Genomic DNA, 26,975 nt, shown 5'->3' with positions numbered 1-26,975 from the left:
CACCATGACTATCAAGACTGAAGAATTGACGGGCCAGGTTGCGCTCGTCACCGGGGCGAGCCGTGGCATCGGCGAAGCGATTGCCGAAGCGCTGGCGGCACGCGGCGCGCATGTCGTCATCACCGCGCGCACCGCGGGCGGGCTAGAAGCGCTGGAGGACCGGATTCACGAGGCGGGCGGCGCTGCAACGATCGCGCCGCTCGACCTGACCGACGGCGACAGCATCGCGCGGCTGGCCAGCGCGATGGCCGAACGCTGGCAACAGCTCGACATGCTGGTGCTCAACGCCGCGATGCTTGGGACGCTGACCCCGGTTGCGGCGATTGACGGCAAGGAATTCAACAAGCTGCTGACACTGAACCTCATCGCGCAGCAGGCGCTGATCGCCAATTTCGACCCGTTGCTCCGCCGCGCCGCGAGCGGCCGACTGCTCGCCTTGTCGAGCGGCGTCGCCCGGACCCCGCGCGCCTATTGGGGCGCCTATGCCGCATCGAAAGCCGCGTTTGAAACGCTCGTGACCAGCTATGGCGCCGAAATGCGCAACATCTCGACCGTCCGCACCGCGATTCTCGATCCCGGCGGCACCCGCACCCAGATGCGCGCCCGCGCCTATCCCGGCGAAGATGCCAAGAGCATCAAGGACCCCGCAGCCGTCGGCGAGTTCGTCGCCAAGCTGATGATCGAAGGCTTCGATAGCACCGCCTTCCACGCCCTGCCCAAGGTGATGGAAAAGGCTTAACGTCCTCTTTGTTTTCCGGCACTAAGGCAGCGCCATAAGACGGGTTTGCAAGGGCGCAGTGATGACCAAGGATGTTTTGCGATCGGCAGTCGCGGCGGTGACCGGAATCGCCGTCGCCTTTGGACTGATCTGGCTGGCGCAATATGCGGGTAACGAAATCTCGCCTGCCGAATATAATCTCGACACTGACGAAATCCTGATCCCGATCGGATCGACGATCGCCCTGGTCGTCGGCTGGTTCATCGGCACCTTCGCCGGAGGCTGGCTCGCGATGCGGGTCTCGACGGGCACCGGCGCGGGCTGGATCGTCGCCGGGTCGGTAATCGGCGCGGCCCTCTATCGCGCTGTCACCCTGGCCGATACCTGGTGGATCATGGCGCTGGGCGTCGCGGTACCGCTCGCGGCCGTGTGGTTGGCGCAGCGGGCGACAAGGATCATCGCCTACTGAAATACCATCGCCTCCGCAAAGGCGGGGGCCGTTAGCAGCCTGCCCAGCGGCCCCCGCCTTCGCGGGGGCGACCGGCCTTATTTCGCTTCATTGTCCACCGCAGCCTGCACCGATTTGTAGAACGCCTCACGCGCCGCGCCGACGCCTTCGGGATCGGTCGCCGTCGGCCAGTTGCCGTTCGACGCAATCACCAGCTTGCGCTTGGGATCAATGAAAATGCCCTGACCGAAAATGCCCTGCGCCGCGAAGCTGCCATCGTCGTTGGTCCACCACTGATAACCATAGCCCCGGCCCGGGACGCCGATATCCGCCTGTTTGGTCGTCGCTACGTCGAACCAGCCATCGGGGACAATCTTGACCCCGCCCGCAACGCCTCCGTCCAACACAAACTGGCCAAGCCGCGCATAATCCTTGAGGCTCGCCGATATGCAGCACCCGCTGATTTCATGTCCGGTGGCGCCCAGCATCCAAATGGCATCCTGCTCCATACCGAAAGGCTTCCAGACCTTCTCGGACAGATAGGCGGAGAGCGTCTTGCCGGTGGCGCTCGATACCAGAACCCCGATCAGGTTCGTTTCGCCGGTGCTGTAAAGCCACTTGGAACCCGCCGGAACATCGCGCGGCAAGGTTTTCATGTAGCTGACAGTGATGTCTTCGCCGGCGACGGGCTTTTGCAGATTGAATAGCGCCACGTCGGATTTCGGATCGGTATAATCCTCGTTCCATTTTACCCCCGACGTCATCGTCAGCAACTGGCGCACCGACACATCGTCATAGGCCGATCCCCTCAGCCCGGGAATATAGACGGTCACCTTGTCGTCGAGGCTCTTGATATAGCCATCCTTCACCGCCGCACCAACGAGGGTCGAGGTAAAGCTTTTGGCGACCGAAAAGCTGGTCCAGCGTCCGTCCGGCCCATAGCCAAGCGCGTATTTCTCCAGCCGTATCTTCCCGTCTTGGACGATGATCAGGCCGGCGTTGCGCTGCTTCGCCATATGGGCATCGACATCACCGCCCACGTCGAGCGGCGCGCCTTGCGTCAACGGATAGACCTTGCTGCCCGCTTCAACCGTGTTGAATACGACCTTTGGCATGGTTTCGAGGGTACGAAAGGCGGCGTCGCGTTGATCCTGGGTCCAGAACAGCACATTCATATCCTTTGGCAGGGTGTCGGTCGTTTGGGTGGATGCGGGCGCACTGCACCCCGCCGCCGCGGCGCACAAAAGCGCCGCTACCAGATATCGTTGCATAGAAACCCTCTCCCCTGTTTTCAGGCCGTTTTCTCGAGCGTGACTTGCGCAACATTGATACCACCGCCGCGAAACCCGCCCTCGCAATACTGCAAATAATAACGCCAAAGCCGCACGAAACGGTCGTCGAAGCCGGCCGGTAACTGGTCGGCAGCGACCGCCGCATCGAACCGCTCACGCCACTGGCGCAGCGTTTCGGCATAATCTTCGCCAAAATGATGAACGTCGCGCCATGCCAGCCCGCGTTCTTCGGCGAGCGCGCGGAAGCGGCTTTCGGAGATCAGGCAACCCCCGGGAAAGATATAGGCCTGAATGAAATCGCTGCTCGCCGCATAGCGTTCGAACAGTGCATCGTTGATCAGGATATACTGGATCGCGGCTTTGCCACCCGGGCGGAGCAGCCGCGCGATGGCATCCAGATAGGCGGGCCAATAGGCCTGCCCGACCGCCTCGACCATCTCCACGCTGGCGATGGCATCATATGGCCCTTGCACATCACGATAATCGCAAAGTTCAATGCGCGAGCGTCCTGACAGATCGACTGCCGCGAGCCGTGCATCGGCGATCTCGGCCTGCGACGGCGACAATGTGATCCCGGTGTAGATCACATCGTGGCGCTCGACGGCACGTTCGGCCAGCGCCCCCCACCCGCAGCCGATTTCCAGCAAGCGGCCGCCCGATCGCAGATCAAGCCGGTCAAGAATTGCATCGACCTTACCCGTCTGCGCCGCCTCCAAGGATTGCCCCGGATCGGCGAACAATGCGCTGGAATAATTCATCGCGTCGTCGAGCCACAAGCGATAAAAATCATTGCCCAAATCATAGTGCGCATGGATGTTCCGCCTCGCGCCGCGACGGTCATTGCGATTCAGGAGATGCGCGAGCTTGTTCAGCCAGCGCAGGGGACCGCGGGCGCGCGCAACGTCGCCCAGCGACTCGGCATTGCGCATGAACAGGTCGAACAGCGGGACCGGGTCGGGCGACGTCCATTCACCCGCGTCCCAGGCGCGATACCAGCCCACCGATCCCGACATCGCCAGCCGCGCCAGTGCGGCCCAACTGTGGAGATGAACAATCGCAGTCGGCCCCTTCCCGCGCCCGCCCAGCAGTCGCACACCGTCGTCAGGCGTATGCGCCTCGATCGTACCGAGCGCGAGGCCCGTGTCGATCCGGTCGAGCAATCGGTGGAACAGTCCTGCAGGCGCCAATGCCAGCAGCCGCGCCATCGCGCCGCCGCTGCGATAAGCGCGATCGGCGCGGAGCAACTGTTTGCCACGGCGCGGGCTGACATGCGTGTTCATAGCGCCCTCCTGCCCCAAAGTCCGGCGCCTGACAATCAGTTGCCGCGCGCCTTCATGACGTCATAGGCGGCCAGCGCGCGTTCGCGTGCTTCGCGGTGGCCGATGATCTTGGCAGGATAGGCTCGCGGACGCTGTCCGAAGCTTTCGGGATCATGAATCGCAGGCTCGGTCAGTTCGGCAAGTTCCGGCACCCATTGGCGAATATAGCCCGCAGCATCGAATTTCTCCGACTGCGTCAGCGGCGCCATGATCCGCGGGAACATGTTGCTGTCGACTCCGCTCCCCGCCACCCACTGCCAGTTCACGGCGTTTGACGCATAGTCAGCATCGACCAAGGTGTCCCAGAACCATTGCTCGCCCTGCCGCCAGTCGATCAGCAAATGTTTGATCAGGAAGCTCGCCGCGATCATCCGCACCCGGTTGTGCATCCATCCCGTCGCCCACAGCTGGCGCATCCCGGCATCGACAATCGGATAGCCGGTGCGCCCCTGTTGCCAGGCCGCTAGATCGGCATCGGCCGAGCCACCGCTCCGCCATGGCAAAGCGTCATCGAATGCCGAACGCGCGCTGCGGCTGCCATAATCGGGAAATTGGAGGATGACATTCTGCGCATAGTCGCGCCACCCGATTTCGCCGAGGAAGACATCGACAGATCCCCCGGCATCGGCCGTGCGGTGCCATATTGTCACGGGTGACACCTCACCGAAATGAAGATGCGGTGACAGACGCGAGCTGCCCTCCTGCGACGGCAGGTTACGGCGGCGATCATAGTCCGCCGCCACATCAACGAAAGCCGCGATCCTTTTGCACGCGCCGGCCCCGCCCGGTGCCCATTCTGCGGCAAAGCCGGTGGCCCAATCGGGCTTGGTCGGTAGCAGCCCCCAGTCAGCGAGCGCATCCGAAGCGGGCCACATATGGGGCGCCGTGATGTCACGCGGACAATTCAACGGACTGGGCGGCGGCATATGGTCTTTCAAGGCCCGCCAGAACGGCGTGTAGATCTTGTACGGCGTGCCGCCCCCGGTCGTCAGCGACCCCGGCGGGAGCAGGTAATTGCCATCATGGCACTGCAAATCGAGCCGCTTCGACACCGCCTTTTCGGCGTTGCGCCACCATGGCTCGTAGTGGCGCAGGCAATGCACCGCCGCCGCACCCGTTTCTTCCGCAATCGAAGCCAGTTGTTCGTCACACTTCCCACGGCGCAGGATCAAACGCGACCCCTTCTCGCGTAGGCGTGCGTCAAGGCTGGCGAGGCTATGGTGGAGCCACCATCGCGATGCCGCGCCCATGCGGCGATGCTTGGGTGTTTCGTCGTCCAGAATATACACCGGTATCACCGGCCCTGCTGCCGCTGCGGCGACGAGCGCCGCCTGGTCCGACAGCCGCAAGTCGCGCCGGAACCAGAGAATGACGGGCGCTGTCATTCGTCGCGCGTCGCGGTATCGGGCGCGGTCAGCCGGACCTGGAATCGGTCCTGCGACAAAGGATGCATGAAGCGCTGGTCGCGCAGCATGATGGCGTCGCCGTCCTTCTGCGCCACCGGCATCCGCGCCCAGAACAGAAAAGCGCGCGCGTCAGGATCGCCCATCAGCCATTGTTCCAGCCGGGGATCATCCATGCCGGTTGGCTGGCCACCGATGTCGAGATTGCCGCCAACGCCAGGCGTAAAATCGCCGCTCCCATAACGCTCGGCCGTGCGCCAGAAGATGTCGCGTTGCCAAAAGGCCAGCGGCGGGGGGCTGGCAACCACCAGCGCGTCACGATGCCCACTCGCGGCGAGCGCACTCTCGGTCGTCCGTTCGGCGGCGCCGGTGATCAGGCCGTTGGCAAAGATATAGGCGCACACGGCTGTAAAGCCGACCCATGCGGGCCGTTGCCAATTCGCCGTCCCGCCCCGCTCACGGCGCAGCGACAGCCACACCGACAGGCCGAGCGCGATCCATATCCACAGGTCGATGATGAAGATCGTGTCGCCATAAAACCATTGCGACGAAAAGGGTTCAAGCAGGCGGATGCCGTAATTGTTCAGCCAGTCGAGCGCGGGATGGCTGAGGCAACCGATATACGCAAGCGCCAGCAGCCAGCGCTTGTCGATCGGCAGCCGTCCGGCGGGGCGCTTGCCGCGCTTCGTCTGCCAACGATCGAACCCCAGCATCGCCGCCCACAGCGGGATCGGCAGCACCTGCATCGCGATCGGCCCATGCGTGATCCCGCGCCGAAAGCCCAGATGCTGGACCCCGTCGAGCCACGCCAGACAGGCGGCGTCCACGTCGGGCAGATTGGCCGCCAGAATCAGCGTCGGGATCGCCAGGCCGGTTTTCTTCTTGAGGCCCATCTGGCCCAGGACTGCGCCGAAGAGGCTGTGCGTGAGATTATCCATCGCCGCTTGGTGGCGTGGATCGGTCTGCTTTGCAATGCGCTATGCGGACCGGTTCACGATCATTTTGTGAGCACCAACGGCCAACGCCTAAAGGTCCGGTCCACCCTCGGTCACGGTCCATGTCTGACCTTTTTTGAGCAGGCCTTGCAAATCGGCAGTCTTGCCCTCGCGGGCGGCCGCATTCTGGCGCCAGACATCGGCTTCAAAGGTCGGGCGCGGGTCGTCGTACAGCACGCCAAGCGCCATCGGAAATTCGCCGAACGGCATTTCGACCAGCATATGCGCGACGCTGCGGTTGGTGACGTCATGGACGATCACCCCGGCGGCCTGCCAGTCGCCATCGACGACATCGACGGTCTTGAGGTGCAGCGCCTCGGCATCGAGCGCGATGCCTTTGGTTCCCTTGGCATAGAGCATCGGTTCGCCATTCTCGAGCCACAGCTGGCGATCCTCGGCGCCTTTGGGCGCCGCGAAATCCTCGAACACATCTTTGTTATAGACGATACAGTTCTGGAAAATCTCGATAAAGGCGGCGCCCTTGTGAGCATGGGCGGCTTTCAGCACCTCGGGCAGCTTCTTCGATACGTCGAAGCCGCGCGCGACGAAGCGCGATCCGGCGCCCAGCGCGAACGCCGCGGGCTGTGCCGGACGATCGACCGAGCCATAGGGGGTCGACGGGCTGGTCGTACCGACCCGGCTGGTGGGCGAGTATTGCCCCTTCGTCAGCCCGTAAATCTCGTTGTTGAACAGCATGATCTGGCAATCGAGATTGCGGCGGATCAAGTGCATCGTGTGGTTGCCGCCGATCGACAGCCCGTCGCCGTCGCCGGTAACGATCCAGACGTCAAGGTTCGGATTGGCGAGCTTCAGCCCCGTCGCGAACGCCGGCGCGCGGCCGTGGATCGTGTGGAAGCCATAGGTTTCCATATAATAAGGGAAACGCGACGAGCAGCCGATGCCGCTGATGAACACCGTGTTTTCGGGCGCGGTGCCGATCTCGGGCATGGTGCGCTGCACCGCCTTCAAAATAGCATAGTCGCCGCAGCCCGGGCACCAGCGCACTTCCTGATCGGTTTCCCAATCCTTGAGCGTCGTCGTGCGCGCGATGGTTGTCATCTCGTTCATGCTAGTGCCTCCTCGATGGCGGCTTCGATTTCGGCAATCGTGAAGGGCTGGCCCGACACCTTGTTCACCGGCTTGGCGTCGACCAGATACTGGTCGCGCAGCACGGTCTTGAGCTGGCCGGTGTTCATTTCGGGTATGATGACCTTGTCATAGCTTTTGAGCAACTCACCCAGATTGGCGGGCAGCGGCCAGATATGACGAATATGGATGTGGCTGACATCCAGCCCCTCGGCGCGCTTGCGGCGTACCGCCTGATGGATCGGGCCAAAGGTCGAGCCCCAGCCGACGACCGCCAGCTTGCCGCTTTCCGCGCCAAGTTCGACGATCTGGTCAGGCACCTTGATGCCGTCGATTTTGGCCTTGCGGATGTCGGTCATCGCCTGATGGTTCGACGCCTCGTAATTGATGTGGCCAGTGTCGATTTCCTTCTCGATCCCGCCGATGCGGTGGAGCAGGCCGGGGGTACCGGGCTTGACCCACGGACGTTTGAGATTTTCATCGCGGCCATAGGGCTTGAACCCGCCCTCGGGCACCTCGGTGAGGAATTCGACCGGGAAGGCTTCGTAGGTCGTGAGATCAGGGACAGCCCACGGTTCGGCCGCATTGGCGATATAGCCGTCGGTCAGCAGGATCACCGGGGTCATATATTGCACCGCGATCCGCACCGCCTCGATCGCGCATTCAAACGCATCGCCGGGCGAGCGTGCCGAAATCACGGGCATCGGCGCATCGCCGTTGCGGCCATAGACGGCCTGATACAGATCCGACTGTTCCGTCTTGGTCGGGAGGCCAGTCGACGGCCCGCCGCGCTGCGAATTGACGATGACGAGCGGCAGCTCGGTCATAATCGCGAGGCCCATCGCCTCGCCTTTCAGCGCGATCCCCGGGCCAGACGAGCTGGTAACCCCGAGCGAACCACCATAGCTGGCGCCGATCGCCGAGCAGATGGCGGCGATTTCGTCCTCGGCCTGGAAGGTCGTGACGTCATATTCCTTGAGCCGCGACAGGTGATGGAGAATCGCCGACGCCGGCGTGATCGGATAACCGCCAAAGAACATCGGCAGCTTCGCCAGCTGCGCCCCGGCGACCAAACCAAGCGCGATGCCCTCGGCACCGGTCAGCGTGCGATACAGCCCCGGCGCGACGGGCGCGGGATCGACATGGTGCTGCTTGAGCGGCCCGGCCAATTCGGCGGTCTCGCCATAGGCATGACCTGCGTTCAGTGCCGCGATATTTGCCGCCGCCAGATCCGGCGCCTTGGCGAATTTCGCGTTCAGCCAGTCGACGAGCGGCGCACGATCGCGGTCGAACATCCACAGCGCCAGCCCCAGCGTCCACATATTCTTGCAGCGCAGCGCTTCCTTGTTGCCAAGGCCAAAGGGCTTCACCGCATCCATCGTCAGCTGGCTGATATTCAGCTTCAGCAGCTGCCACTTCGCGAGACTGCCGTCGTCGAGCGGATTCGCGTCATATTTCGCCTTGGCGAGGTTGCGATCGTTGAACTCGCCCTCGTCGGCGATGATCAGCCCGCCGTGCTTGAGCGAAGGCACATTGGTCTTGAGCGCCGCCGGGTTCATCGCAACCAGCACGTCCGGCGCATCGCCCGCGGTGTCGATCGCCGAGGATCCAAAATTGATCTGGAACGCCGAGACCCCAAACAACGTGCCTTGCGGGGCGCGGATCTCGGCCGGGAAATCAGGGAAGGTCGCAAAGTCGTTGCCCGCGAGCGCCGACGACAGGGTGAACTGGCCGCCGGTCAACTGCATCCCGTCGCCGCTATCGCCTGCAAACCTCACTACCACTGCATCCGAGAGGGGGGACTGCCGCTTGCCGGCTTCGTCCACTACCACTGTCGCCATTTTATTTTCTGCCTTGAATCTTGCGAACCTGTGACGCTGGCCTAGGCCTGTGGGCGCGATGCCGCAATTCAGAAAAAATTGTGCGCTGCAAACTTCAAACGCCCGATCGGTTGCCAATTGCCATTGAATTATCCGCTGCGATGCCGAATAGCAGCACGAACAACAGGCCGCACAAGCGGAGCGAGGGGATCAGCAGGATGACCGACAGCACCACCCATTTCACGCGTCCCGACGTGGCAATGTTCCTGGCGTTTCTCAACGCGCAGGAAGGCCCCAAGATGGAAGAACTGCCGCCTGCCGAGGCGCGCGAAATGTTTCGGATGATGGCCCAGATGGCCGACGCCCCGCGCGGCGAGATCGCCAAGGTCGAGGATCGGACAATTCCCGGCCCCGCGGGCGAGATATCGATCCGCCTCTATGACAATCGTCCCGACAGCGAGCCCGGCCCGGTGATGGTCTTTTTTCACGGCGGCGGTTGGGTGATCGGCGACCTTGATACCCATGATGCCTATTGCGCGGAAGCTGCGCGGATGCTCGACATGCCCGTTGTTGCCGTCGATTATCGACTTGCCCCCGAACACCCGTTCCCTGCCGCGCCTGACGATTGCGAAGCAGCGGCGCGCTGGGTTGCCGATCATTTCCCCTGCACCGGATTGGTCCTGTCGGGCGAAAGCGCTGGCGGCAACCTCACCATCGCGACCGCGCTAACCCTGCGTGACAAGCCGGCCTCAAAGCCGGTGATGGCCATGCATCCGATATACCCCGCCGTGACAACGCACGACGACTGGCAAAGCTACCGCGATTTCGGCGAAGGCCATTTGCTGACAACCGGCAGTATGACGTATTTCGGCAATCATTATGCCGCGGACCCCGCCGACTATCGCGCCTCGCCGCTCGATTTCCCTGCCGCGGGCCTGCCGCCAACATTGCTCACCACCGCGGGACTCGATCCGCTGCGCGATCAGGGCCGCGCCTATGCTGCGAAGCTGATCGAGGCCGGCGTGCCGACAACCTATCGCGAAGCGGCGGGCAGCATTCACGGCTACATCAACTTGGCGCAAGGCATTCCCAGCGCCAAGGACGATATCCGCAGCGCGTTGACGGTCTTGAAAGCGATCATCGCCGAAGCTAGCGGGACGGCATGATCGACCCCGCCACCCTACCCTATCGCCCCTGCGCGGGCGTCATGCTCGCCAACCGCGACGGCCTGGTCTTCGTCGGCCAGCGGCTCGATACATCCAGCGAAGCTTGGCAAATGCCACAGGGCGGCATCGATCGGGGCGAGGATGCCGAGGAAGCGGCGATTCGCGAGCTCGGCGAAGAAACTGGCGTCCATGGCGGACTGGTCGAAATCATCGCGCGCAGCCGCGAGGAGTATTTTTATGACCTGCCCGACGACCTGATGGGAAAGATGTGGGGTGGCAAATATCGGGGCCAGCGCCAGCATTGGTTCCTGATGCGCTTCATGGGCGAGGACAGCGACATCAACATCCACACCAAGCACCAGGAATTTCGCGCCTGGAAATGGGCCGACCTGAACGAAATCGAAAAGCTGATCGTGCCGTTCAAGCGTGTGCTTTACCGCGGGCTGATCGAGGAATTCGGCCCGCTGGTCTGATCGCGCAGTGCTATCGCAGTACGAAAGACGTCGGCGAACATCGCCGGGGTCAGTAGCCCGGTGTTCGTGTTGTACCGCGAACAATGATAGCTATCGACCAAGCGCCGCCCGTCCGCGAGCCAATGAACGGCGCCATGGCCGAAAGGATGCGCCGCCAGCCGTACTCCAGCCGCTCTCAGCACGGCATCATGCGCGATCCGCCCCAGCGCGATAACGACGCGCACATGGGACAAGGCGGCCAGCTGCTTCTCGAAAAACGGTCGGCAATTCGCGATCTCCGCAGGCGTCGGCTTGTTCTGCGGCGGCAGGCATTTGACGCTGTTGACGATGATCGCGCCGTCCAGACTGAGGCCGTCGTCGATTCGGGCATCATATTGACCTTTGCTCAGCCCGAACTCAGCAAGCGTCGCGAACAACAGGTCGCCTGCATAGTCGCCGGTGAATGGCCGCCCCGTCCGGTTGGCGCCATGTTTGCCCGGCGCCAGCCCCGCAAAGGCGAGCCATGCATCGGGATCGCCGAAGGCATATACCGGCGCATTCCACCCATCGGGATGCTCGGTCTGACATTCCCGCCGCAGCGCCACGAGTCGCGGGCAGCGCGGACAATCGCGCGGCGGTTCGGTTCCGGGCAATGGGCTGTCAATCTCCACCCATCTGCGATAGGCGCGGGGCCATGAGCAACGCAATGCCGCTTCCGCTTTACGCCATCGGGCTCGGGTCGAACCGGCGCCACGCGCGCTACGGCGATCCGCGCGCGGTGTTGATGTCCGCGCTCGCCGCGCTGGAATGCGATGACATCGAAGCCGTCGACGCCAGCCCTATCGTCGCCAGTGACCCGATCGGCCCCTCGCGCCGCCGTTATGCCAATGCGGTCGCCCTGGTCGCGTCGAAGCTCAGCCCGCCCGAAATGCTCGCTAGGCTGCACGCGATCGAAGCGAGCTTTGGCCGCCGCACCGGGCAGCGCTGGAGCGCGCGAACGCTCGATCTCGACATACTCCTCTGGTCGGGCGGCATCTGGTCCGACAATATGCTCACCATCCCCCACCCCGCCATTGAAGAGCGCGCTTTCGTTCTTGGTCCGCTGCGCGCGATCGTTCCCGAATGGCAGCATCCGCTCCACCGCCGCAGCGTCCGCCAACTCGCCGCGCGGCTCGCACGTCCAAAGCCGGTTGACCGGGGCGCAGCGGCGCACTAGGGCGACGGCTCACTTCGCACGCCGCCTTTGCAGCGCCGCGATGGGCCCTTAGCTCAGTCGGTAGAGCAACTGACTTTTAATCAGTAGGTCGCTGGTTCGAACCCAGCAGGGCTCACCATTATAGTAGATTTCCATCCGATCGATCCGGCGCGCTGCTATGGGAACCAAAATATTTGGTACCCCCTGTCGAAAACTGAGTCTCGCTGCGCCAACTTTGCGGCCTCTGTGACCCTCCCACCTTCGGCATGGCGATTATAGGCTTTTTGCGAAAGGTTCGTCGAGCTCATCTGCCCCGCCGTTCAATGTCGGACGCGAGATCACAGGTGGTTCGAATTCACGAGATAAGCGGAAACCGGCATGTTTCGGGCACGCTTCATCCTGCTCATCCTCTAAGCCGGAAACGGGCTACAGTAGAAATGCAACTTTGGTTGCAAGGGGGCGTATCAGGTCGTCGAAGTATCGACAGGGAGTAGAAATCATGGAACCGAGAACGATGGTCGCGTACGCTATCATCGCGCTACTAGTGGCTGCCGCTGCCGCGGTCGTTTTACATTTGCGCCATAACTCAACGCGCCTGAAGGAACAGCGTCAGCGGCGCCAGCGCCATGAAAGCTCAGGGGGCGCTTTCCGTAAACGGCAAAATGTCTCGTTACCGAGGTGACGCGGAAATTTGCAGGCTGGTCCGCTCACCGCATGCATACATCATTTCGTTTTAGTGTTCGCTGACGGATTGCGGCGGATCCGCAACCTCCCGCTGCCACGAAGGACAATTTGCAGTCAGGCGTAGTCGATGAAATCGAGCATCAACACGTCGTCTTGCGATACGACGAAAGCCCAGAGACTGTGGCTGGATAGCGGCGGCGGCCTCCAGTCAACGTGGTCACATAGAAATCGCTTTCCGCGTCACCGGCATGAATATAGGGTGAGAAGCCGCCCGGCACCGCTTGAACACCGTTCGCGACGCGTTCTATAATCTCGGTGCCGCCCCGGAATTTGCCATACATGGCTAACGCGCCGGCTTTGGCTAGAATGGTACAGGCATCATAAATCGGCCCATTAGTGTTGCCGTTGGCGCTGGCCCTAGCAACGGCATTTTCAAATGTGCAGCGCCAGAAATAGTTCCCCGAAGCTGCGTTGGCGGCCAGCTTGTTGCCTCCAGAATCGTAAACATATCCCGTCGGTGAGCGCGTAGGGTCATTGGTCCAATAACAATTTCCGAACTCCTCGCCCCCGCGCCCATAAGGCAATGCATTGCCTTTGAACGTATCGACTGCGCCTAAAATGAGAACATTGCAGAACACAATCCGCCGTCCCCCGCTGAAATACATCGGTGCAGCCGAGGTGCCCACGAGCTTGCCGCCGGTCCAGATGACGTCCAACGTGCGCGCGCCAACCGCGTCGAGAAAACCCGGGCCGGCGTTGTCGCTTACTTCACAATCCACAAAGCGGATGTGGTGGCAGACACGCGCACCTTCGGGTTCCAGGTTGATACCGGCACCGGGTGGGCTGACAATCCGACCCGTATTTTTTGCGATGCGATAGCATTTGGTGCGAAGAAAGACGTTGCCGAAACCACCAACCAGCGAAATTCCCTGACGGCCGCACTCCCAGAACTCGCAATCCGTTGTACCGTTACCGGATGGTTTCCGGTCGGAAGGTATAGGGTCATCAACTAGAATCCCGTCAAGCGGGAATTGCCAACCTTTGCAGTTAACTGCGCGCCAGTCCTTTGTGTCGGAAAACTTCATGGCTGATGCGGGGATTTGCCATCCGACATCGCCATAGGGACCGCCGAGAACAGCGGAGGAGAGCAGACCGTCGAAGTTAAATCCGTCCACGCGCGCAAATGCACAATTGTGGAACCAGATAAGAGCCTCAAACGGCGAAGCGACGTCGTTCTGTCCCGACGAGGCCCAATAGGGCAGCCTGTGGGAAGTCGGTTTGCCGGCCGGGTCAAACGTACCGTATTTGTATCCAGCTTGCGGGATTAGTTTGCAGCCATTGCCATTAAGATATATCGGCTTCGTTGCGTTCTTAAATACCAAGCCGTCAATCGGTTGCCAACTATACTTGGGATGATAGGGCTTTGCTGTCCGGGCGACTTGGTCTGATGCCACGTATGTCGCGCCAGCGCGGAACTCGGCCACCCCGCCGTTGACGACTAGATAGGCCGCCATGAGGGCTAAAGCAGCGGTATCGTTCGTCGCACCGTCGCCCTTTGCGCCGAACTGTTCGGGTGTGACATATTGGGTATCCAGTGGTGTGCGCATCGTAAAGAATGTTCTCCACATTGCCTCCATTCCCGGTCAGACTATGGCAATCAACGCTCAACTTAAAGGCTTCATTGCCCTCCGCCCATATTACGAGGCCGTCCGTTGCAATCAAATAGGCGTACTATAGGATGTAAATCCGATCCCCTCCCACTTGAGACGTTTCACGAGCCTTATCTTAGCCAGAATTTCCAACGGGGGAATGGTCGTTTCTGGCTCCACGATCCTTCGCCCAGCGATCCGGAACACAGGCACCCAAATGGGCGGCTCGCAGAGCCGCCCGCATCCAAGTAGACGCGCAGAGTCTCACGTGTTCGCGACAATTAGGAAATCCCGACAACGAGCGTGTCCGGTACGCGCTCGACCAATAAGGCTGAACGTCGAACAACGAACAAACCCTCGGCATGATCTATGGCCGGTAATTTACAGGTTGCAACACGCTACACGTAACGAACATCGTCCGCCGCTTTGTCAATAAGCCATGCTACCCGCACGGCCAGAACATGAATGAAAACAGAATTAATGAAACGCGCACGCCAAGACAAGGAGATGGCTCCAAGTTTTATTCGTATTCAACGACCAGAAAATTAAATGTCCGCCCGATCGCAGCGGAGGGAGCCATGATATTTATGACGTTCGCGCTTGGGTTATTCCACGTATAGGGTAATCCTTCGCTCGCGCCGATCGCGTTTGTCGCTGAAGCTTCGACGGCACCCGTTACAATAAGCTTGGTCTTGTCCGCGACGTTTAATGGGATCAAAAAGTTTATGCGAGCGAACCCGCCCGAGTTGGAGAATGTCGCTGAAGCGCGATAGCTTTGCCGGATCGACGCGATCGTCGGAGAGGACGACGGCACGAATCGCGTGCTGGTGAACTTGGCGGAAGGCGCATTGACAGGTGATGCTCCGACCGAGGGTCCGAAGACTTCCTGATTGCCGCCGAACACGTTAAAGCTCTTGAAATCGCCCGCGACGATCAGGGAGCAGGGAACCTGAGCGCTAGCGGTGGTCGACTTACAGTCCACACCCAACATGTCGACGCTGCCCCACCCGGTCTCGATCGCCGTGAACGTCGGACCTGCGCCGTTCAAGGCGATATACTTTCCACCCTTGATCGTCATTTTATTGTCCGGGCCGCTCAAGCCGCCGAATGACAGCGCGCCGACCGCGCCTGCTCCCACCATGGTCACATCGTTGAAAGCCCAGCCATCATAATTTCCCGTAGGCGTTCCCATGCTAATGACGGTGGTAAGATTCAACTGCTCATAATAACCACCGTTCCAAACCACATTATTCTGTGTCAACAGCGGGCCGATAACGGTTGACGACGCGACCTTCGCATAACCATCGTTGACTGTGACGAGACCATCGCCGCCATAGAAGTGGAATGTCTCCAGAACCGGCCAGTCCCATGTTGCACGCGTTTGCTCTGCACGCGGACGATTATATGTAATGAAGCAGCGCCCAGTCGTCTCAAAGAAAATCTCGGCGTCCTTGGCGACGCAATCGTTATAAACGCCGATGCAACCGGTGATGGTGCCTCCGTCTTCGATAATCTTGTCATTGGCCCAGAAAGCGTAAGAGCCACAGTCCAGCACCTCGACACGGTTCACCTCGAAATTGTGTGCGCGGCGGTAATGGTGCCCCTTCAAGTGCACGTCACCCACCGGCAACCCCGTCATCAACCCTGCGCAATCGAGCGTCATATCCTCGCATTTCAAACTGAACAGCGGTGCGCCTTCGGGAGCCTCCGCCCAGACAACAGCCTCAGATCCCGAAGTGCCTCCAAACTCACCGTCACCTGACGGCGAAATCGCCCGCACGAAGGTCTTCCCTATGCCAACGCCGCGCAGAATCGAGCCGTCATGCTTCTGCCGCAGCCCTCTGGTGATTAGGTACTCGCCCTCCTCAACCTCTACCACAAGTTGGTTGTCGAGTGCATTTTGCAAATGTTGCCAGACATCCACTCCGGCGTTCGCGAACGCCCCCCACTGCCTCGCGCTCGGCCCCTGTGGAATCACATAGAGCTTCGTTCCGCCGGCAGTGGTAAGGTGGTTGTCGGAAGCGCCTGTCGCGGCCACCATATAGACAAAGCCATCTGCGGTTCGCACGGTCGATCCGGCAATTAGCCTTTTGCTCGAAGCAAGAAGCGCCGCCGTATCCGCCGCAACCATAACGCTGTCTTGAACATTTCCGCCGTCCAGAATGCCGACCATCTCGCCCCCGTTTGACGAGGCAAGATCAATCTCACCTACTGGGCGATCATATGGATCGTCATCGAAAACGATCCCGCTGCCGTCGATAACCTCAACTCGCACCTCGCCGACGAATGAATGAAATAGCGTAGGGATTGGATTTCCCGCCAGCACGGTGAACGGATTGGTCACGGGAGTCGCAAGCGTTTCATCGCTGAACAGAGAAAGGGTAATCGACGTGCCCGCGGCGTAAACGGTAATCGTGGTATTGCTGGGGACCGTGTTGGCGTTGACAATGCGGTGCGGAATATCGGTAATCTGCTTCGTCATGTTTTGACCTCGTCTGGTGGAAGAGGTTATAGAATATATGATTTCCTACGACGCATCCTATTTCGATAGCAATGTAACCTATTTCGCCGATCGCCCGCTCGCCCCTCCATCACCCCAAATCAAAATCGCCATGGAACGAGAGCATTTGTCAGATTGTCATCATGTTGGCCGTCGACGAAGGCATTCGCTGCTGGCGCGCTGAGCTATTGATTTCGACGCCCAATTCGCCTGCTCGCTCAACGCGCGTTCCCACCCCTTATCTTTCGACGACGCCGCGCGGGCGACGGATGGCGAATGAGCAATATATTGGTAGGAGGTTCGCTGTATTGATCGGTGTCACGAAACCGCACAGATACCGGCTTAGAGGCACGACATCCAATGAAGATTCTACTGACCGGCGGCACCGGCTATATCGGCAGCCACGTTGCGGCGGCGTTGATAGCGTCGGGCCATCAAGTCGTCTGTTTCGACAACCTCGCGAACAGCGATGCTGCGGTGATTGACCGGCTTGAGGCGATTACCGGGACCGCTATCCCCTTGGTCGTTGGCGACATCCGCGACGGAGATGCGTTGCGCCGTGCCCTGACCGAGCATGGCATCGAAGCCGTCATTCATTTCGCGGGTCTGAAAGCCGTCGGCGAGTCGGTTGCCGAACCGATCAAATATTACGACAACAATGTCCACGGCACGCTGTCGTTGGTACAGGCGATGAGCGATCGCGGTGTCAAAACACTGGTCTTTTCTTCGAGCGCCACGGTCTATGGTCAGCCGCGCTATCTGCCGCTCGACGAAAATCATCCGACGTCGGCGACCAATCCTTATGGCCGCACCAAGCTGATGATCGAGGAAATGCTGACCGATATCGCGGCGTCCGACCCCGCATGGCGGATCGGGACGCTGCGCTATTTCAATCCGGTCGGCGCGCATGATAGCGGGCTGATCGGTGAGAATCCGAACGGCATTCCCAATAATCTGATGCCCTTCATCAGCCGCGTTGCCGCGGGGCGACTCGCTGAGCTTTCCGTGTTCGGCAACGACTATGACACCCCCGACGGCACCGGGGTGCGCGACTATATCCATGTCGTGGACCTCGCCGACGGCCACGTCGCAGCGCTCGACACGATAGCTAACACCGAGCCCGGCCTGTCGACCTGGAACCTCGGCACCGGACAAGGCTATTCGGTCCTTGATATGATTCATGCGTTCGAACGGGTGAACGGCGTCAGCATCCCCTATCGCATCGCGCCGCGCCGCGACGGCGATGTCGCGAGCTGCTACGCGAGCCCCGAGCGCGCCGCGCGCGAGCTTAGCTGGACCGCGCAGCGCGATCTCGACGCCATGTGCGCGTCGAGTTGGAGCTTTGAGCGCACGCTGGCAATGCGCAATTCGGGCTAGCCGAACCAGCCCGCCGTCTGGGCGAGTACCCACAGGCCGATCAACAGGAAGAGCGCTGCCGCAATCATCCGCACCTTTGCGAGATCGACGCGCTTGAGCAGTTCATGCCCCAGGAAGATCGCTGGCACGTTCGCGATCATCATGCCCAGTGTCGTGCCGGCGGTGACCGCGACGACATTATGATATTGCGCGCCCAGCGCAATCGTGGCGATTTGCGTCTTGTCGCCCATTTCGACGAGGAAAAAGGCGACCAGCGTGGTCAGGAAGGCGCCATACCGCGGCTTCGGCGCATCATCGTCATCGAATTTGTCGGGGATCAGCGTCCACGCCGCCATCGCGATAAACGACAGTCCGATTGCATAGCGGAAGATAGCGCTATCGAGAAAGCTTGCCGCTGACGCGCCCAGCAGCGCCGCGAGCGCATGGTTGGCCAGCGTCGCGACCAAAATCCCCAGGATGATCGGCAACGGCCGGTTGAACCGCGTTGCAAGCAGGATCGCGAGCAGCTGCGTCTTGTCGCCGATTTCGGCGAGCGCGACGACCGCGGTCGAGGCGAGCATGGCTTCCATGAAAAAACTCCGGGGCCGGGCGGCGTAGCGATTCCAATCGACATCGACACCCGCCGCCCGGCCCGGACGAAGGATGCGATGCCATTGGTCTCGCCCAAGCGGTGACCCGCTTCCACCGCACCACGACCTCTCGGCCGAGTATGTTGACACGGTGGCCCGTCCGGTCGGACGGCTGGCTACTCCCCAGATGACGTGAGCGGGTTAGACCCCTTGTCGGCGCGAGGCAAGTCCCCCGATGCAGCCGCGGCGGCTTCTTCCGACTCGGCGATATCGGCGTCCATGGCTTTGGCGCGCGCCTCGATCTCCTCGGCTGCCTTGTCGTAGCGCGCTTCGAAATCGGGTTCGTCCTTGCACCCCGCCAGCAAAAGCAGGGGCAGCAGGAGCATCGCGCCGCGCATCAATAATCCTTGCGGTAGCGGATGCTGAGGTTTGACTGACCCGAGCCCCCGGCCTGACTCAGCAGCGATAGCGCCCGGGTCAGGCTGATCTCGAGCTGCGTTGCGGTGTAGCCGCGCGCGTCGGTGATGACCTCCAGATAGATATCCTTGGTGATATATTGCCCCGCAGCGAGCGCGGTGCCGCGCCCGACAGTATCGTCGGGACCGAGCACGCGCAGCCGGTCGATCCCGGTCGCCGATTGGAGCGCGCCGAGCGGGCTCAATCCCCCGCCCCCGCTGCTCAGCGTGTTGAGTGAAGAAGCGAGCTGGACGGCCTGGAGCGGCGACAGTGTCGTGATCGAATCGCCAAACAGGATGCGCGACACGATCTCGTCCTGCGGCAGGCCGGGGACGCTGGAGAAGGCGATTTGCGGATTGCTGGCGCGGCCCGACACCGCGACGTTCACCGTCACCGTTTCGATCGTGTCGCTGGCCAGCAGTCGGATCGCGGGGTCATAGGCGTCGCCGGTGGGGAAGGTCACGCGGCCTTCCTGCAATTCGAATGACCGTCCGGCAAAGCCCAGCGTCCCGCGCACCAGCTCGATTTCACCCGTCACGCGCGGCGCCAAGGTGGTCCCGCGCAGGACGATATCGGCCATCCATTCCGATTCGAGCCCCATCCCGCTGACATAGATTTCGTCCGACGCCTTGAGCGCGATGTCGAGGCGGATGAGGTCGAACAGGCTCCCGCCGACCGCAGCCAGCCCATCGCCGCTGATCCGCGGGCGGCCTGCGGCGGGTTTGCGCCTGATGCCGGTCAGCACCGGCACCTGCGCCGCGCCCTCGCGCACGATGCGATAACGCGTTTCGGGGAGGCGCAGGCTGCCCGAAAGCAGCGCCGCCTGTCCCGCGACCTTTTCGAGCACCAGATTGCCTGTCGCGCGCGCCGCAATATTCTCGCTGCGCGCGAGCCGCGCATTGTCGAGCGTCATCGCGATGTTCATCGGATAACCGTCGGCCTGCGCCAGGCTGATATAGCCCTTCGCTTCGACCTTGCCGTCGCCTGCCGTCGCGGTCAGCTGATCGATCTCCAGCCGGTTTCCGTCAAAGCGACCGGCTACGACCATGTTGGTCAGGCGCGTGCCATAGGTCTGGTTTTCATACACCATGTCCTTGCCGCGCACGACGCCCGACAGGCACGGGTCGGCGACGCTGCAACTGAAGTCGGCGGCGACCGCGATCGGCCCGGACACGCCCTGATCGGCAGGGCCGAAGAAGGAATAGAGCGTATCGGAAGGCCCATTGTACCGCATCCCGCCGCCCAATGGCGCCGCCCGCAACCGCGTCGTCCAATCCCCCACCCCTGGCCCAAGCGGACGCAGCGACGCCTGCATCCGCCCGATCACGCTGCCGCGCTTGCGCATCACCGCACGCGCTTCGCCGCCGTCGCTGAGCAGCTTGCCGGCGAAATTGACGTCGACCGGCTGACTGACCGACGCCGCAGTGGTCCGGGTAAAGCCGGTGATCGTCAGCCGCGCATCGGCGCGCGGGAAGCTTTCCGAGCTCGCCTGTTCGAAATCGAGGCTCCCTGTCGCGCGCCCGCCCAGCCCCATGTCAGGATAGACGGCATTGAGGATCGCCATGTTGACGCGTTCCAGCCGGCTCTGGATCATGATGCCATCGCCGAACCGCCCGGCTACCCGCGCGCTGCTGCCGCGTCCCAAATTGACCGTCGTCGGCAGCAGCTCATAGCCATCGGGGCCGGGGATGATCCGCGCAGGTGATGTGGTGCGGAAATTGATTCCCGTCGCGCGGCCTTGCACCGACGCGCGCCACAGCTCGGGGGTCAGATCGGCGTTGGCGGCGATGCGGAACGGCACCCCGCTGGTGCCTTCGACCAGCGCCTGCGCCCTGCCGCGCCCGTCGCGATAATCGATCTTCACCCGCCCGACTGCAATGTCATATTCGCGGATGCGCGTCTGGGCGATCTGGATGTCGGCAACGACATGCGGGGTATCGTAGAGCGTGACATTGGCGTCGACGATCGCCGATCCAACCGCCAGCTTGGCGGGACCGGGCAGCACCACGTCGTTGGCGCGGACGTTGATCGCCGCCGCCTGATATTGGCCCGCGGCGCTCAGCCGGACGAGGCCGCCCAGCCCTTGCCCCGAGGCATTGAGCTGGCCGACGAACGGCCCCGCGCTGCTTTGCACCAACTGCCCGTTGAACCCGATACCCGACAGGTCGCCCCGCGCGATGTCGATCGTCAGCGGACCGGTTGCCGTCAACAGCACGACATCGGCGGACAGCGGTCCGTAATCGGTGTCGCCCGTCGCGGCGAGGCGATAGCCATTCGGCGCCCCATTGATTTCCGCGACCAGATTGGCGAGCCCGATACCCAGCCCGGGACGTTCGGCGGTCAGCGTAGCGCGCGGATCGCTGATCGTCCCCGCCAGCTGGACGCCAAGCGGGCCGTAGTCGGTGGAATTGGCGCGCGCAGTCAGTCGCACCTGCCCGTTCGGCGCATAGCTGCCCTGTCCGCTGACGATCCGCAGCAACGGTGAAGTCATCCGCAGATTGGCGAAGCGGACGATCCCGTCGGTGCCATAGCGTACGTCACTGGTCGCCACCGCATTGCCGCCGAGCAGGTCGCGCACGCCCGAATTGAACAATTGCGTGGAGCGCGCGCGAACGCGTCCAGCGATCGCAAAGCCGCCGTTTGGCGCAGTTTCCAGATCGGCGTCAGTATCGATGTCGAAAACGCCGACGCTCTCGATGCGATAGTCGTTGATTCGCCCGTCGATCGCCCCGGTATAAAAGCCCCGGTTCAGGTCGGCGATCACGATCGCCTTGGCGTCGATGCGCGGCGAACGCAGGCGCAGATTATCGCTGAGGATGCGGCCATTGCTGTAGGCAAGATCGCCGTCGAGCCGCACCTGCACCAGCGTCCCGCCCGCGACCGCGTCGAGACCGCGGATCCGCACCGCGCGGCCCGCGACCGGAATGATGATCTGATCGGCATCGACGCGCGCGTTGCCCGAAAGGGTCAATGTGTCGATAATAATGTCGTTGACCGCGAGCGCCTTCGCATTCGCCTGATACGCAACGGTCGGCAGGTCGAACGCTCCGTCCAGCGTCGCCGTCGCCCGCACGCCATCGGCACGAACCGACGGCGCGATGGCACCAGGGCGGAGCAGAACGAATGCCAGCTGCAAGGCTTCATACCGGCTATTGCCCAGATCGAGCCCGCCGCTCACCCCCAGGCGGAAAGCATCGGACGAAAAGCGACCATCGAGATCCGCTTTGCGCTCCTCCAGCCGCGCGGTCAGGTCGACCGCCGTTTCCGGCCCCAGCAGCGCTGCCGTTGCACCCGTGAACAGCCGCGACGCCTGCGCGCTCCCATTGACCGCGAACGTGCCGTTGCGACCGGTCAGCGCCAGCCGCGCCAGCGGTGCCGCACCAAGATCGGCTACGAGAGTGCCGTTCCAGACTTTCCAGTCACCGCGTCCCGCCAGCTTGGCGGTCAACGGCTCTTTGAAACCGCCCATGGCGGCAATCACCCCGCCCTGCGGCGCTGTCACATTCAGGGTGACGTCAAACCGGTTCGCTTCCGGAACCGCATCGAGCAGCAGCGCCAGCGTGTCGCCCTTGGCATTGGCCCCGATCGTTGCAGCATTGGCGGTGATCTGGGCGCGCCGATCGGCAATCGCGATCTTTCCCGCCAACCGCGCTTCTTGCCGCTCGCCAGCGACGGTGGGGTCAAAGATGAAACGATCGACGCGCAGCGCGCCGACATCGATATCGAGATCGGGCAACAGCGGCTCCCCGGTGTCAGGCACGACCTTGAACTCGGGCATCTTGCGCATCGTCATGGTCGCGGCGGTTGCCGAGCGGACGTCGACATGGTTGGCGAAATAACGGAGCGGGCGCCAATCGACCTGCACTTCGGGCGACTCAAGAAAAACGCCCTTGGGATCGGACAGCGTGAAGTTGCGGATGACCATCCGGCCATAAAGCGACCCGTCGAGCCGCCCGATGCCGATCTTCATCCCGTTTTCGAATTCATATTTCTCGACCTGGGTAACGACGAAGCGTCGCCCGGCATCGCTGTTGAGTCCGATCAGGAACAGCGCGAACAGCAGGATCAGCCCGAGCAGCGACAAGCCGATCCAGCGGAGAATCGTCATCGGCCAGTTGCGCGACTTTACACGCACCGCGGCATCTGCCGTCATGGGCGCGTCACCAGCCATCAGAAAGCTTGCCCGATCGACACATAGACGCTGACTAGCGCTTCTCCCGGCTTGCGTCCGATCGGCGTCGCGACGTCCAGCCGCATAGGACCGAAGTTGGTGTAGTAGCGCGCCCCGATGCCAGCGCCAAAGCGCAGGTCCGAGAAGGTCGGTGTCGAACCGCGATACACCTGCCCCGCATCGACAAAGCCGACGACGCCGAAATTGCCGAAACGATAGCGTCCCTCGAACGCCGCCTCAGCGACGCTGCGCCCGCCGATCGGATCATCATTGGGATCCTTCGGTCCGAGTTCCTGATAGCCAAACCCGCGCACCGACCCGCCGCCACCGGCATAGAAACGCCGCGACGGCGCCAGCCGTTCGCGCGCGGCGCCCAGGATCGACCCGGCGCGCACGCGCCCGGCCAAGACGATATTGTCGGCGACCGGATAATATCCGCTGACGTCAAGGCGGGCGCGGGCGTAGGGCGAAAATTGCCCGGCAAGCGATCCCTCAGGCTGGATCAGCGCGGTCACGCGAAAGCCTTTGGTCGGATCGAGCAGGCTGTCGGTGCGGTCCATCCCAACCTGCCCCGTCAGCCCGAAGATCGTATAGAAATCGCGATTCCGCTCGGCCCGAGTGAAGTCATAATCATCTTCGCTCGTCGCGATCAGCTCGGCGCCAAAGGCATAGGTGAATTTCTTTTGCCAGATCGGCGTCGAATCATAGCTGACGCGCGCCGCGATACGCCCGGTGATCGCGTTGAACGCATTGGTGTCGCTCCGCGTCGCTTCCGCGACCAGCTCGAAGGTGCGGTCACGGCGTCCGGCGTTCGAACGGCGCAGCGTGGCACCAATGCCCTGCTCCTGCGTCCCCACCACGCCGCGAAAGATCAGCGCGCCTTCGGGCGGCAGCAGGTTGCGGTGCGTCCAACTGCCTTCGAGCCGGATCCCCTCTCCGGTGCCATAACCAGCACTGGCGGCCAAAGTCCGCGGTGGCCCTGCTTGCTGGGTGACCAGCATCGTCACATATTCGGTATCGTCGCCCGCACTTTCGCCCGTGGGCTGCGGCTCGGCCGCGACAGTCGCGAACAATCCCGTGGCAACCAGCGCTTGGCGCAGATCATCGACCTTGCGGCTGTCATAAAGCTCGCCGCGCTTGAAGCGCGCCAGCACTTCGACATGCTCGGCGTCGAACGCCAGATCGCCAGTCGTCTCGATGCCGCCGAACCGCGATCTTTTGCCGATATCGACGGGCAGCGTGTAAACGCCGTCGCCGGTCGCCCCATCGAGCAGGATGTCGCGCTGGCCAACCTCAGCAAAGGGATAGCCCTCTTCGGGCAGTTTGAGCGCGATCGCCGCCTCGGCGCCCTGGACGCGCTGCGCGACAATCGGTTCGCCGACGCTGAGCGGAAAATTGTCGGCGATCAGGTTCGGCGGCACCGTCGGATCGGCCTTCAGGATGATCTCGGCCAGCTTATATTGCGTTCCCGGCTTCACATCGATGACCGCTGTAATCGAGCGGCGCTGGCGCGGCTGCCCCTCCTGACCTTCTTCACGTTCGCCGCGATCGATCCGCGTCTCGACCACCGCGTCATAATAGCCTTCGGACGCCAGAATGCGCTGCATCAACTCGCCGTCGGCGGCCAGGCGCGCGCGCACCATCGCCGCATTGTCGGCCTTGCCATCGCCGTCATAGAGCGCGGACAGGTCGCCAAACAGGTCGGCGAGATCAACATCGGTGCTGTCGTCGGCAGGGGCCAGTCCGTTGACCTGCACCGTATAGGCGACGCTGACATTCTCGCGGTCGTCCTCCGCCTCGGCGAATTCGACCGGTTCGACATCGAAATTTTCAAGCGGCGGCAACGGCGCGGCAAGTTCGCTGTCGGTGATCGGTGCATCGCCGATCACTTCGGCTGCGTCGCCGTCGGCGAGCGCCGGAACCGGCACGCCATCGACCGCGGGCGTTGACGCATCCGCTGCTGTATCGGCGGTCTTCAACGCATCGGCGGCTTGCCGCCGTTCAAAGTCGGCAATCGATTCGAGCGGTCGGTTAAGTTCGGGATCGTCCTCCGCGAATATCTGCGGAATCGCCTTTTCAAATTCCTCGTCGCTGATGATCGGCGCGACTTCGGGAAATGCCACATCGGGCGGCGGCGACGTCGGAGCCGCGATGAAATTTTCGGGTGCGGGTTCAACCGTCGGCACGACCTGTGGCGGCTCAACCGGCTGCGCACCAGCCGATGTTGCCCAGGCCAGGCCAAAAGCCGACGCCGACACGATCAATAGCGATCGCGACCGCATCAAGCGCATCGGGTGATAATCACAGGAGGTTTCAGGGTTTTGCATCTATAGGCCGCCGATATGGCATCTCTGGCTGCCGTGCGGCGGCGGCGCAACCGGTTTCTATGCGACCAAAGCAGCGATTCGGCCTCGCTTCGTCGCATTTCTTGCCGCTAGCGATACGTGGCAGAACAGCGGCAGGATCAGGTTTCGACGTCAGGAATCGACGCCGAACAGGTCGCGGCTGTAAACCTTGTCTGCAACGTCTGCCAAGTCGTCGGTCACCCGGTTGGCGATAATGACATCGGCCTCCGCCTTGAACGCTGCCAGATCACGTACCACGCGCGAATTGAACAACCGCTCGTCGTCGATCAGCGGTTCATAGACGATCACCTCGACCCCCTTGGCCTTGATCCGCTTCATCACGCCCAGGATGCTGCTGGCGCGGAAATTGTCCGAACCCGCCTTCATCGCCAGCCGGTGGATGCCCACGACTCGCGGACGGCGCTTGAGCACCTCCGACGCGACGAAATCCTTGCGCGTCGTGTTCGACGACACGATCGCCTGGATCAAATTCTGCGGCACCTCGCGGTAATTGGCCAGCATCTGCTTGGTGTCTTTGGGCAGGCAGTAGCCACCATAGCCAAAGGACGGGTTGTTATAGAAACTGCCGATCCGCGGGTCGAGGCACACGCCCTCGATGATCTGGCGCGAATCGGCGCCATGCATCGCGGCATAGGTGTCGAGCTCGTTGAAGAAGGCGACGCGCATCGCGAGATAGGTGTTGGCGAAGAGCTTGATCGCCTCTGCCTCGGTATTGCCCGCTTGCAACACCGCCGTTTCGGGTTTCAGCGATGCTGCGAGCAACAATTGTGCAAAGTCCGCCGCGCGCGGGTGCGTATTGCCGACAACGATCCGCGACGGATGGAGATTGTCGAACAGCGCGCGCCCTTCGCGGAGGAATTCGGGAGAAAAGACGATCGCGTCGGTGCCGTGCTTCGCGCGCATCCGGTCGGTGAAGCCGACCGGTACCGTCGATTTGACCACGATCACTGCATTCGGCGCCATCGTCAGCGCATCGCCAATCACCGATTCGACCGAGCCGGTGTTGAAATAATTGGTGTCGGGATCATAATCGGTCGGTGTCGCGACGACGACAAAATCGGCGCCGTCATAGGCAGCTTGCTTGTCGATGGTTGCCGTCAGATCGAGTTTGCGGTTCGCCAGATACTCTTCGATTTCCGGATCGGCGATCGGGGAGCGGCGCGCATTGATTTCATCGACCTTGCGGCTGTCGATATCGAGCGCCACAACCCGATTATGCTGTGCCAGCAGCACCGCGTTCGAGATTCCGACATAGCCGGTGCCGACGATTGTAATTTTGACCGCATCGTTCGGCACGGGTGCTATTCTC

The 26,975-nt window shown here is 62.1% G+C and carries 20 protein-coding genes, 1 tRNA gene and 1 riboswitch; of the genes, 7 read left to right on the top strand and 14 right to left on the bottom strand.

What is annotated here, in order from left to right; all coding sequences use genetic code 11:
* Window positions 1–4 precede the first annotated feature (4 nt).
* A complete protein-coding gene (locus VGN68_RS13720) occupies window positions 5–739 on the top strand; it encodes an SDR family NAD(P)-dependent oxidoreductase (protein ID WP_327477437.1) in 735 nt (244 codons plus the stop codon).
* A gap of 61 nt (window positions 740–800) precedes the next feature.
* Window positions 801–1,187, top strand: coding sequence for a hypothetical protein (locus tag VGN68_RS13715; protein ID WP_327477436.1), 387 nt, complete (start codon window positions 801–803; stop codon window positions 1,185–1,187).
* Between the two features lie 77 nt (window positions 1,188–1,264).
* Here VGN68_RS13715 and VGN68_RS13710 read toward each other — a convergent pair whose 3' ends face one another.
* The 6 genes from VGN68_RS13710 to VGN68_RS13685 all read right to left on the bottom strand — a co-directional run bounded on the left by VGN68_RS13710 (window position 1,265) and on the right by VGN68_RS13685 (window position 9,102).
* Window positions 1,265–2,437, bottom strand: coding sequence for a serine hydrolase (locus VGN68_RS13710; RefSeq protein WP_327477435.1), 1,173 nt, complete (start codon window positions 2,435–2,437; stop codon window positions 1,265–1,267).
* A 20-nt stretch (window positions 2,438–2,457) separates the two neighbouring features.
* Entirely contained in the window at window positions 2,458–3,738 is a 1,281-nt protein-coding gene (locus VGN68_RS13705; protein WP_327477434.1) for a cyclopropane-fatty-acyl-phospholipid synthase family protein, read from the bottom strand.
* 35 nt (window positions 3,739–3,773) lie between these two features.
* Window positions 3,774–5,162 carry a deoxyribodipyrimidine photo-lyase gene (locus tag VGN68_RS13700; RefSeq protein ID WP_327477433.1) on the bottom strand — a complete coding sequence of 463 codons (1,389 nt, stop codon included), beginning with the start codon at window positions 5,160–5,162 and terminating at the stop codon, window positions 3,774–3,776.
* Window positions 5,159–6,118, bottom strand: coding sequence for a metal-dependent hydrolase (locus VGN68_RS13695; RefSeq protein ID WP_327477432.1), 960 nt, complete (start codon window positions 6,116–6,118; stop codon window positions 5,159–5,161). Before VGN68_RS13695 ends, VGN68_RS13700 begins: the two co-directional genes overlap by 4 nt.
* Window positions 6,119–6,205: 87 nt before the next feature.
* A complete protein-coding gene (locus VGN68_RS13690) occupies window positions 6,206–7,243 on the bottom strand; it encodes a 2-oxoacid:ferredoxin oxidoreductase subunit beta (RefSeq protein WP_327477431.1) in 1,038 nt (345 codons plus the stop codon).
* The gene (locus tag VGN68_RS13685; RefSeq protein WP_327477430.1) at window positions 7,240–9,102 is read right to left on the bottom strand and encodes a 2-oxoacid:acceptor oxidoreductase subunit alpha; all 1,863 of its coding nucleotides are present in this window, start codon (window positions 9,100–9,102) and stop codon (window positions 7,240–7,242) included. Before VGN68_RS13685 ends, VGN68_RS13690 begins: the two co-directional genes overlap by 4 nt.
* A gap of 197 nt (window positions 9,103–9,299) precedes the next feature.
* Here VGN68_RS13685 and VGN68_RS13680 point away from each other — a divergent pair, with 197 nt between their 5' ends.
* Both VGN68_RS13680 and VGN68_RS13675 read left to right on the top strand, forming a co-directional pair.
* Window positions 9,300–10,247, top strand: a complete 948-nt coding sequence (locus VGN68_RS13680) for an alpha/beta hydrolase (RefSeq protein ID WP_327477429.1) — start codon at window positions 9,300–9,302, stop codon at window positions 10,245–10,247.
* Window positions 10,244–10,720 carry an RNA pyrophosphohydrolase gene (locus tag VGN68_RS13675; RefSeq protein WP_327477428.1) on the top strand — a complete coding sequence of 159 codons (477 nt, stop codon included), beginning with the start codon at window positions 10,244–10,246 and terminating at the stop codon, window positions 10,718–10,720. The genes VGN68_RS13680 and VGN68_RS13675 overlap by 4 nt, the downstream gene beginning before the upstream one ends.
* Here VGN68_RS13675 and VGN68_RS13670 read toward each other — a convergent pair.
* On the bottom strand, window positions 10,681–11,370 hold the full coding sequence (locus tag VGN68_RS13670) for a uracil-DNA glycosylase (protein WP_327477427.1): 690 nt from the start codon (window positions 11,368–11,370) through the stop codon (window positions 10,681–10,683). The two genes, VGN68_RS13675 and VGN68_RS13670, sit on opposite strands and share 40 nt — an antisense overlap.
* 23 nt (window positions 11,371–11,393) lie before the next feature.
* Between VGN68_RS13670 and folK the strand changes: the two genes are divergently transcribed.
* Complete coding sequence (folK, locus tag VGN68_RS13665; protein WP_327477426.1) at window positions 11,394–11,915, top strand: 2-amino-4-hydroxy-6-hydroxymethyldihydropteridine diphosphokinase; 522 nt, start codon at window positions 11,394–11,396, stop codon at window positions 11,913–11,915.
* Window positions 11,916–11,957: 42 nt separating this feature from the next.
* Window positions 11,958–12,033: transfer RNA gene (locus VGN68_RS13660), tRNA-Lys, on the top strand.
* Window positions 12,034–12,718: 685 nt separating this feature from the next.
* Here VGN68_RS13660 and VGN68_RS13655 read toward each other — a convergent pair.
* Both VGN68_RS13655 and VGN68_RS13650 read right to left on the bottom strand, forming a co-directional pair.
* Window positions 12,719–14,185: a hypothetical protein gene (locus VGN68_RS13655; protein ID WP_327477425.1), complete on the bottom strand. Its 1,467-nt coding sequence runs from the start codon at window positions 14,183–14,185 to the stop codon at window positions 12,719–12,721.
* Between the two features lie 562 nt (window positions 14,186–14,747).
* Window positions 14,748–16,709, bottom strand: coding sequence for a hypothetical protein (locus tag VGN68_RS13650; protein WP_327477424.1), 1,962 nt, complete (start codon window positions 16,707–16,709; stop codon window positions 14,748–14,750).
* Between the two features lie 378 nt (window positions 16,710–17,087).
* Here VGN68_RS13650 and galE point away from each other — a divergent pair, with 378 nt between their 5' ends.
* Entirely contained in the window at window positions 17,088–18,104 is a 1,017-nt protein-coding gene (gene galE, locus VGN68_RS13645) for a UDP-glucose 4-epimerase GalE (RefSeq protein ID WP_327477423.1), read from the top strand.
* Here galE and VGN68_RS13640 read toward each other — a convergent pair.
* The 5 genes from VGN68_RS13640 to VGN68_RS13620 all read right to left on the bottom strand — a co-directional run bounded on the left by VGN68_RS13640 (window position 18,101) and on the right by VGN68_RS13620 (window position 26,962).
* A complete protein-coding gene (locus tag VGN68_RS13640) occupies window positions 18,101–18,673 on the bottom strand; it encodes a TMEM165/GDT1 family protein (RefSeq protein WP_327477422.1) in 573 nt (190 codons plus the stop codon). The genes galE and VGN68_RS13640 overlap by 4 nt on opposite strands.
* A gap of 24 nt (window positions 18,674–18,697) precedes the next feature.
* Window positions 18,698–18,871: riboswitch (yybP-ykoY riboswitch) on the bottom strand.
* Entirely contained in the window at window positions 18,850–19,071 is a 222-nt protein-coding gene (locus VGN68_RS13635; protein ID WP_327477421.1) for a hypothetical protein, read from the bottom strand. It overlaps the preceding riboswitch by 22 nt.
* Complete coding sequence (locus VGN68_RS13630; protein ID WP_327477420.1) at window positions 19,071–23,282, bottom strand: translocation/assembly module TamB domain-containing protein; 4,212 nt, start codon at window positions 23,280–23,282, stop codon at window positions 19,071–19,073. Before VGN68_RS13630 ends, VGN68_RS13635 begins: the two co-directional genes overlap by 1 nt.
* A gap of 17 nt (window positions 23,283–23,299) precedes the next feature.
* Window positions 23,300–25,582 carry an autotransporter assembly complex protein TamA gene (locus tag VGN68_RS13625; RefSeq protein ID WP_327477419.1) on the bottom strand — a complete coding sequence of 761 codons (2,283 nt, stop codon included), beginning with the start codon at window positions 25,580–25,582 and terminating at the stop codon, window positions 23,300–23,302.
* A 195-nt stretch (window positions 25,583–25,777) separates the two neighbouring features.
* Entirely contained in the window at window positions 25,778–26,962 is a 1,185-nt protein-coding gene (locus tag VGN68_RS13620) for a nucleotide sugar dehydrogenase (RefSeq protein ID WP_327477418.1), read from the bottom strand.
* Window positions 26,963–26,975: the final 13 nt, after the last annotated feature.

The sequence above is a fragment of the Sphingopyxis sp. genome (assembly GCF_035998965.1).
Lineage (GTDB): Bacteria > Pseudomonadota > Alphaproteobacteria > Sphingomonadales > Sphingomonadaceae > Sphingopyxis.
This window is presented reverse-complemented; position numbering and strand designations above follow the sequence as displayed.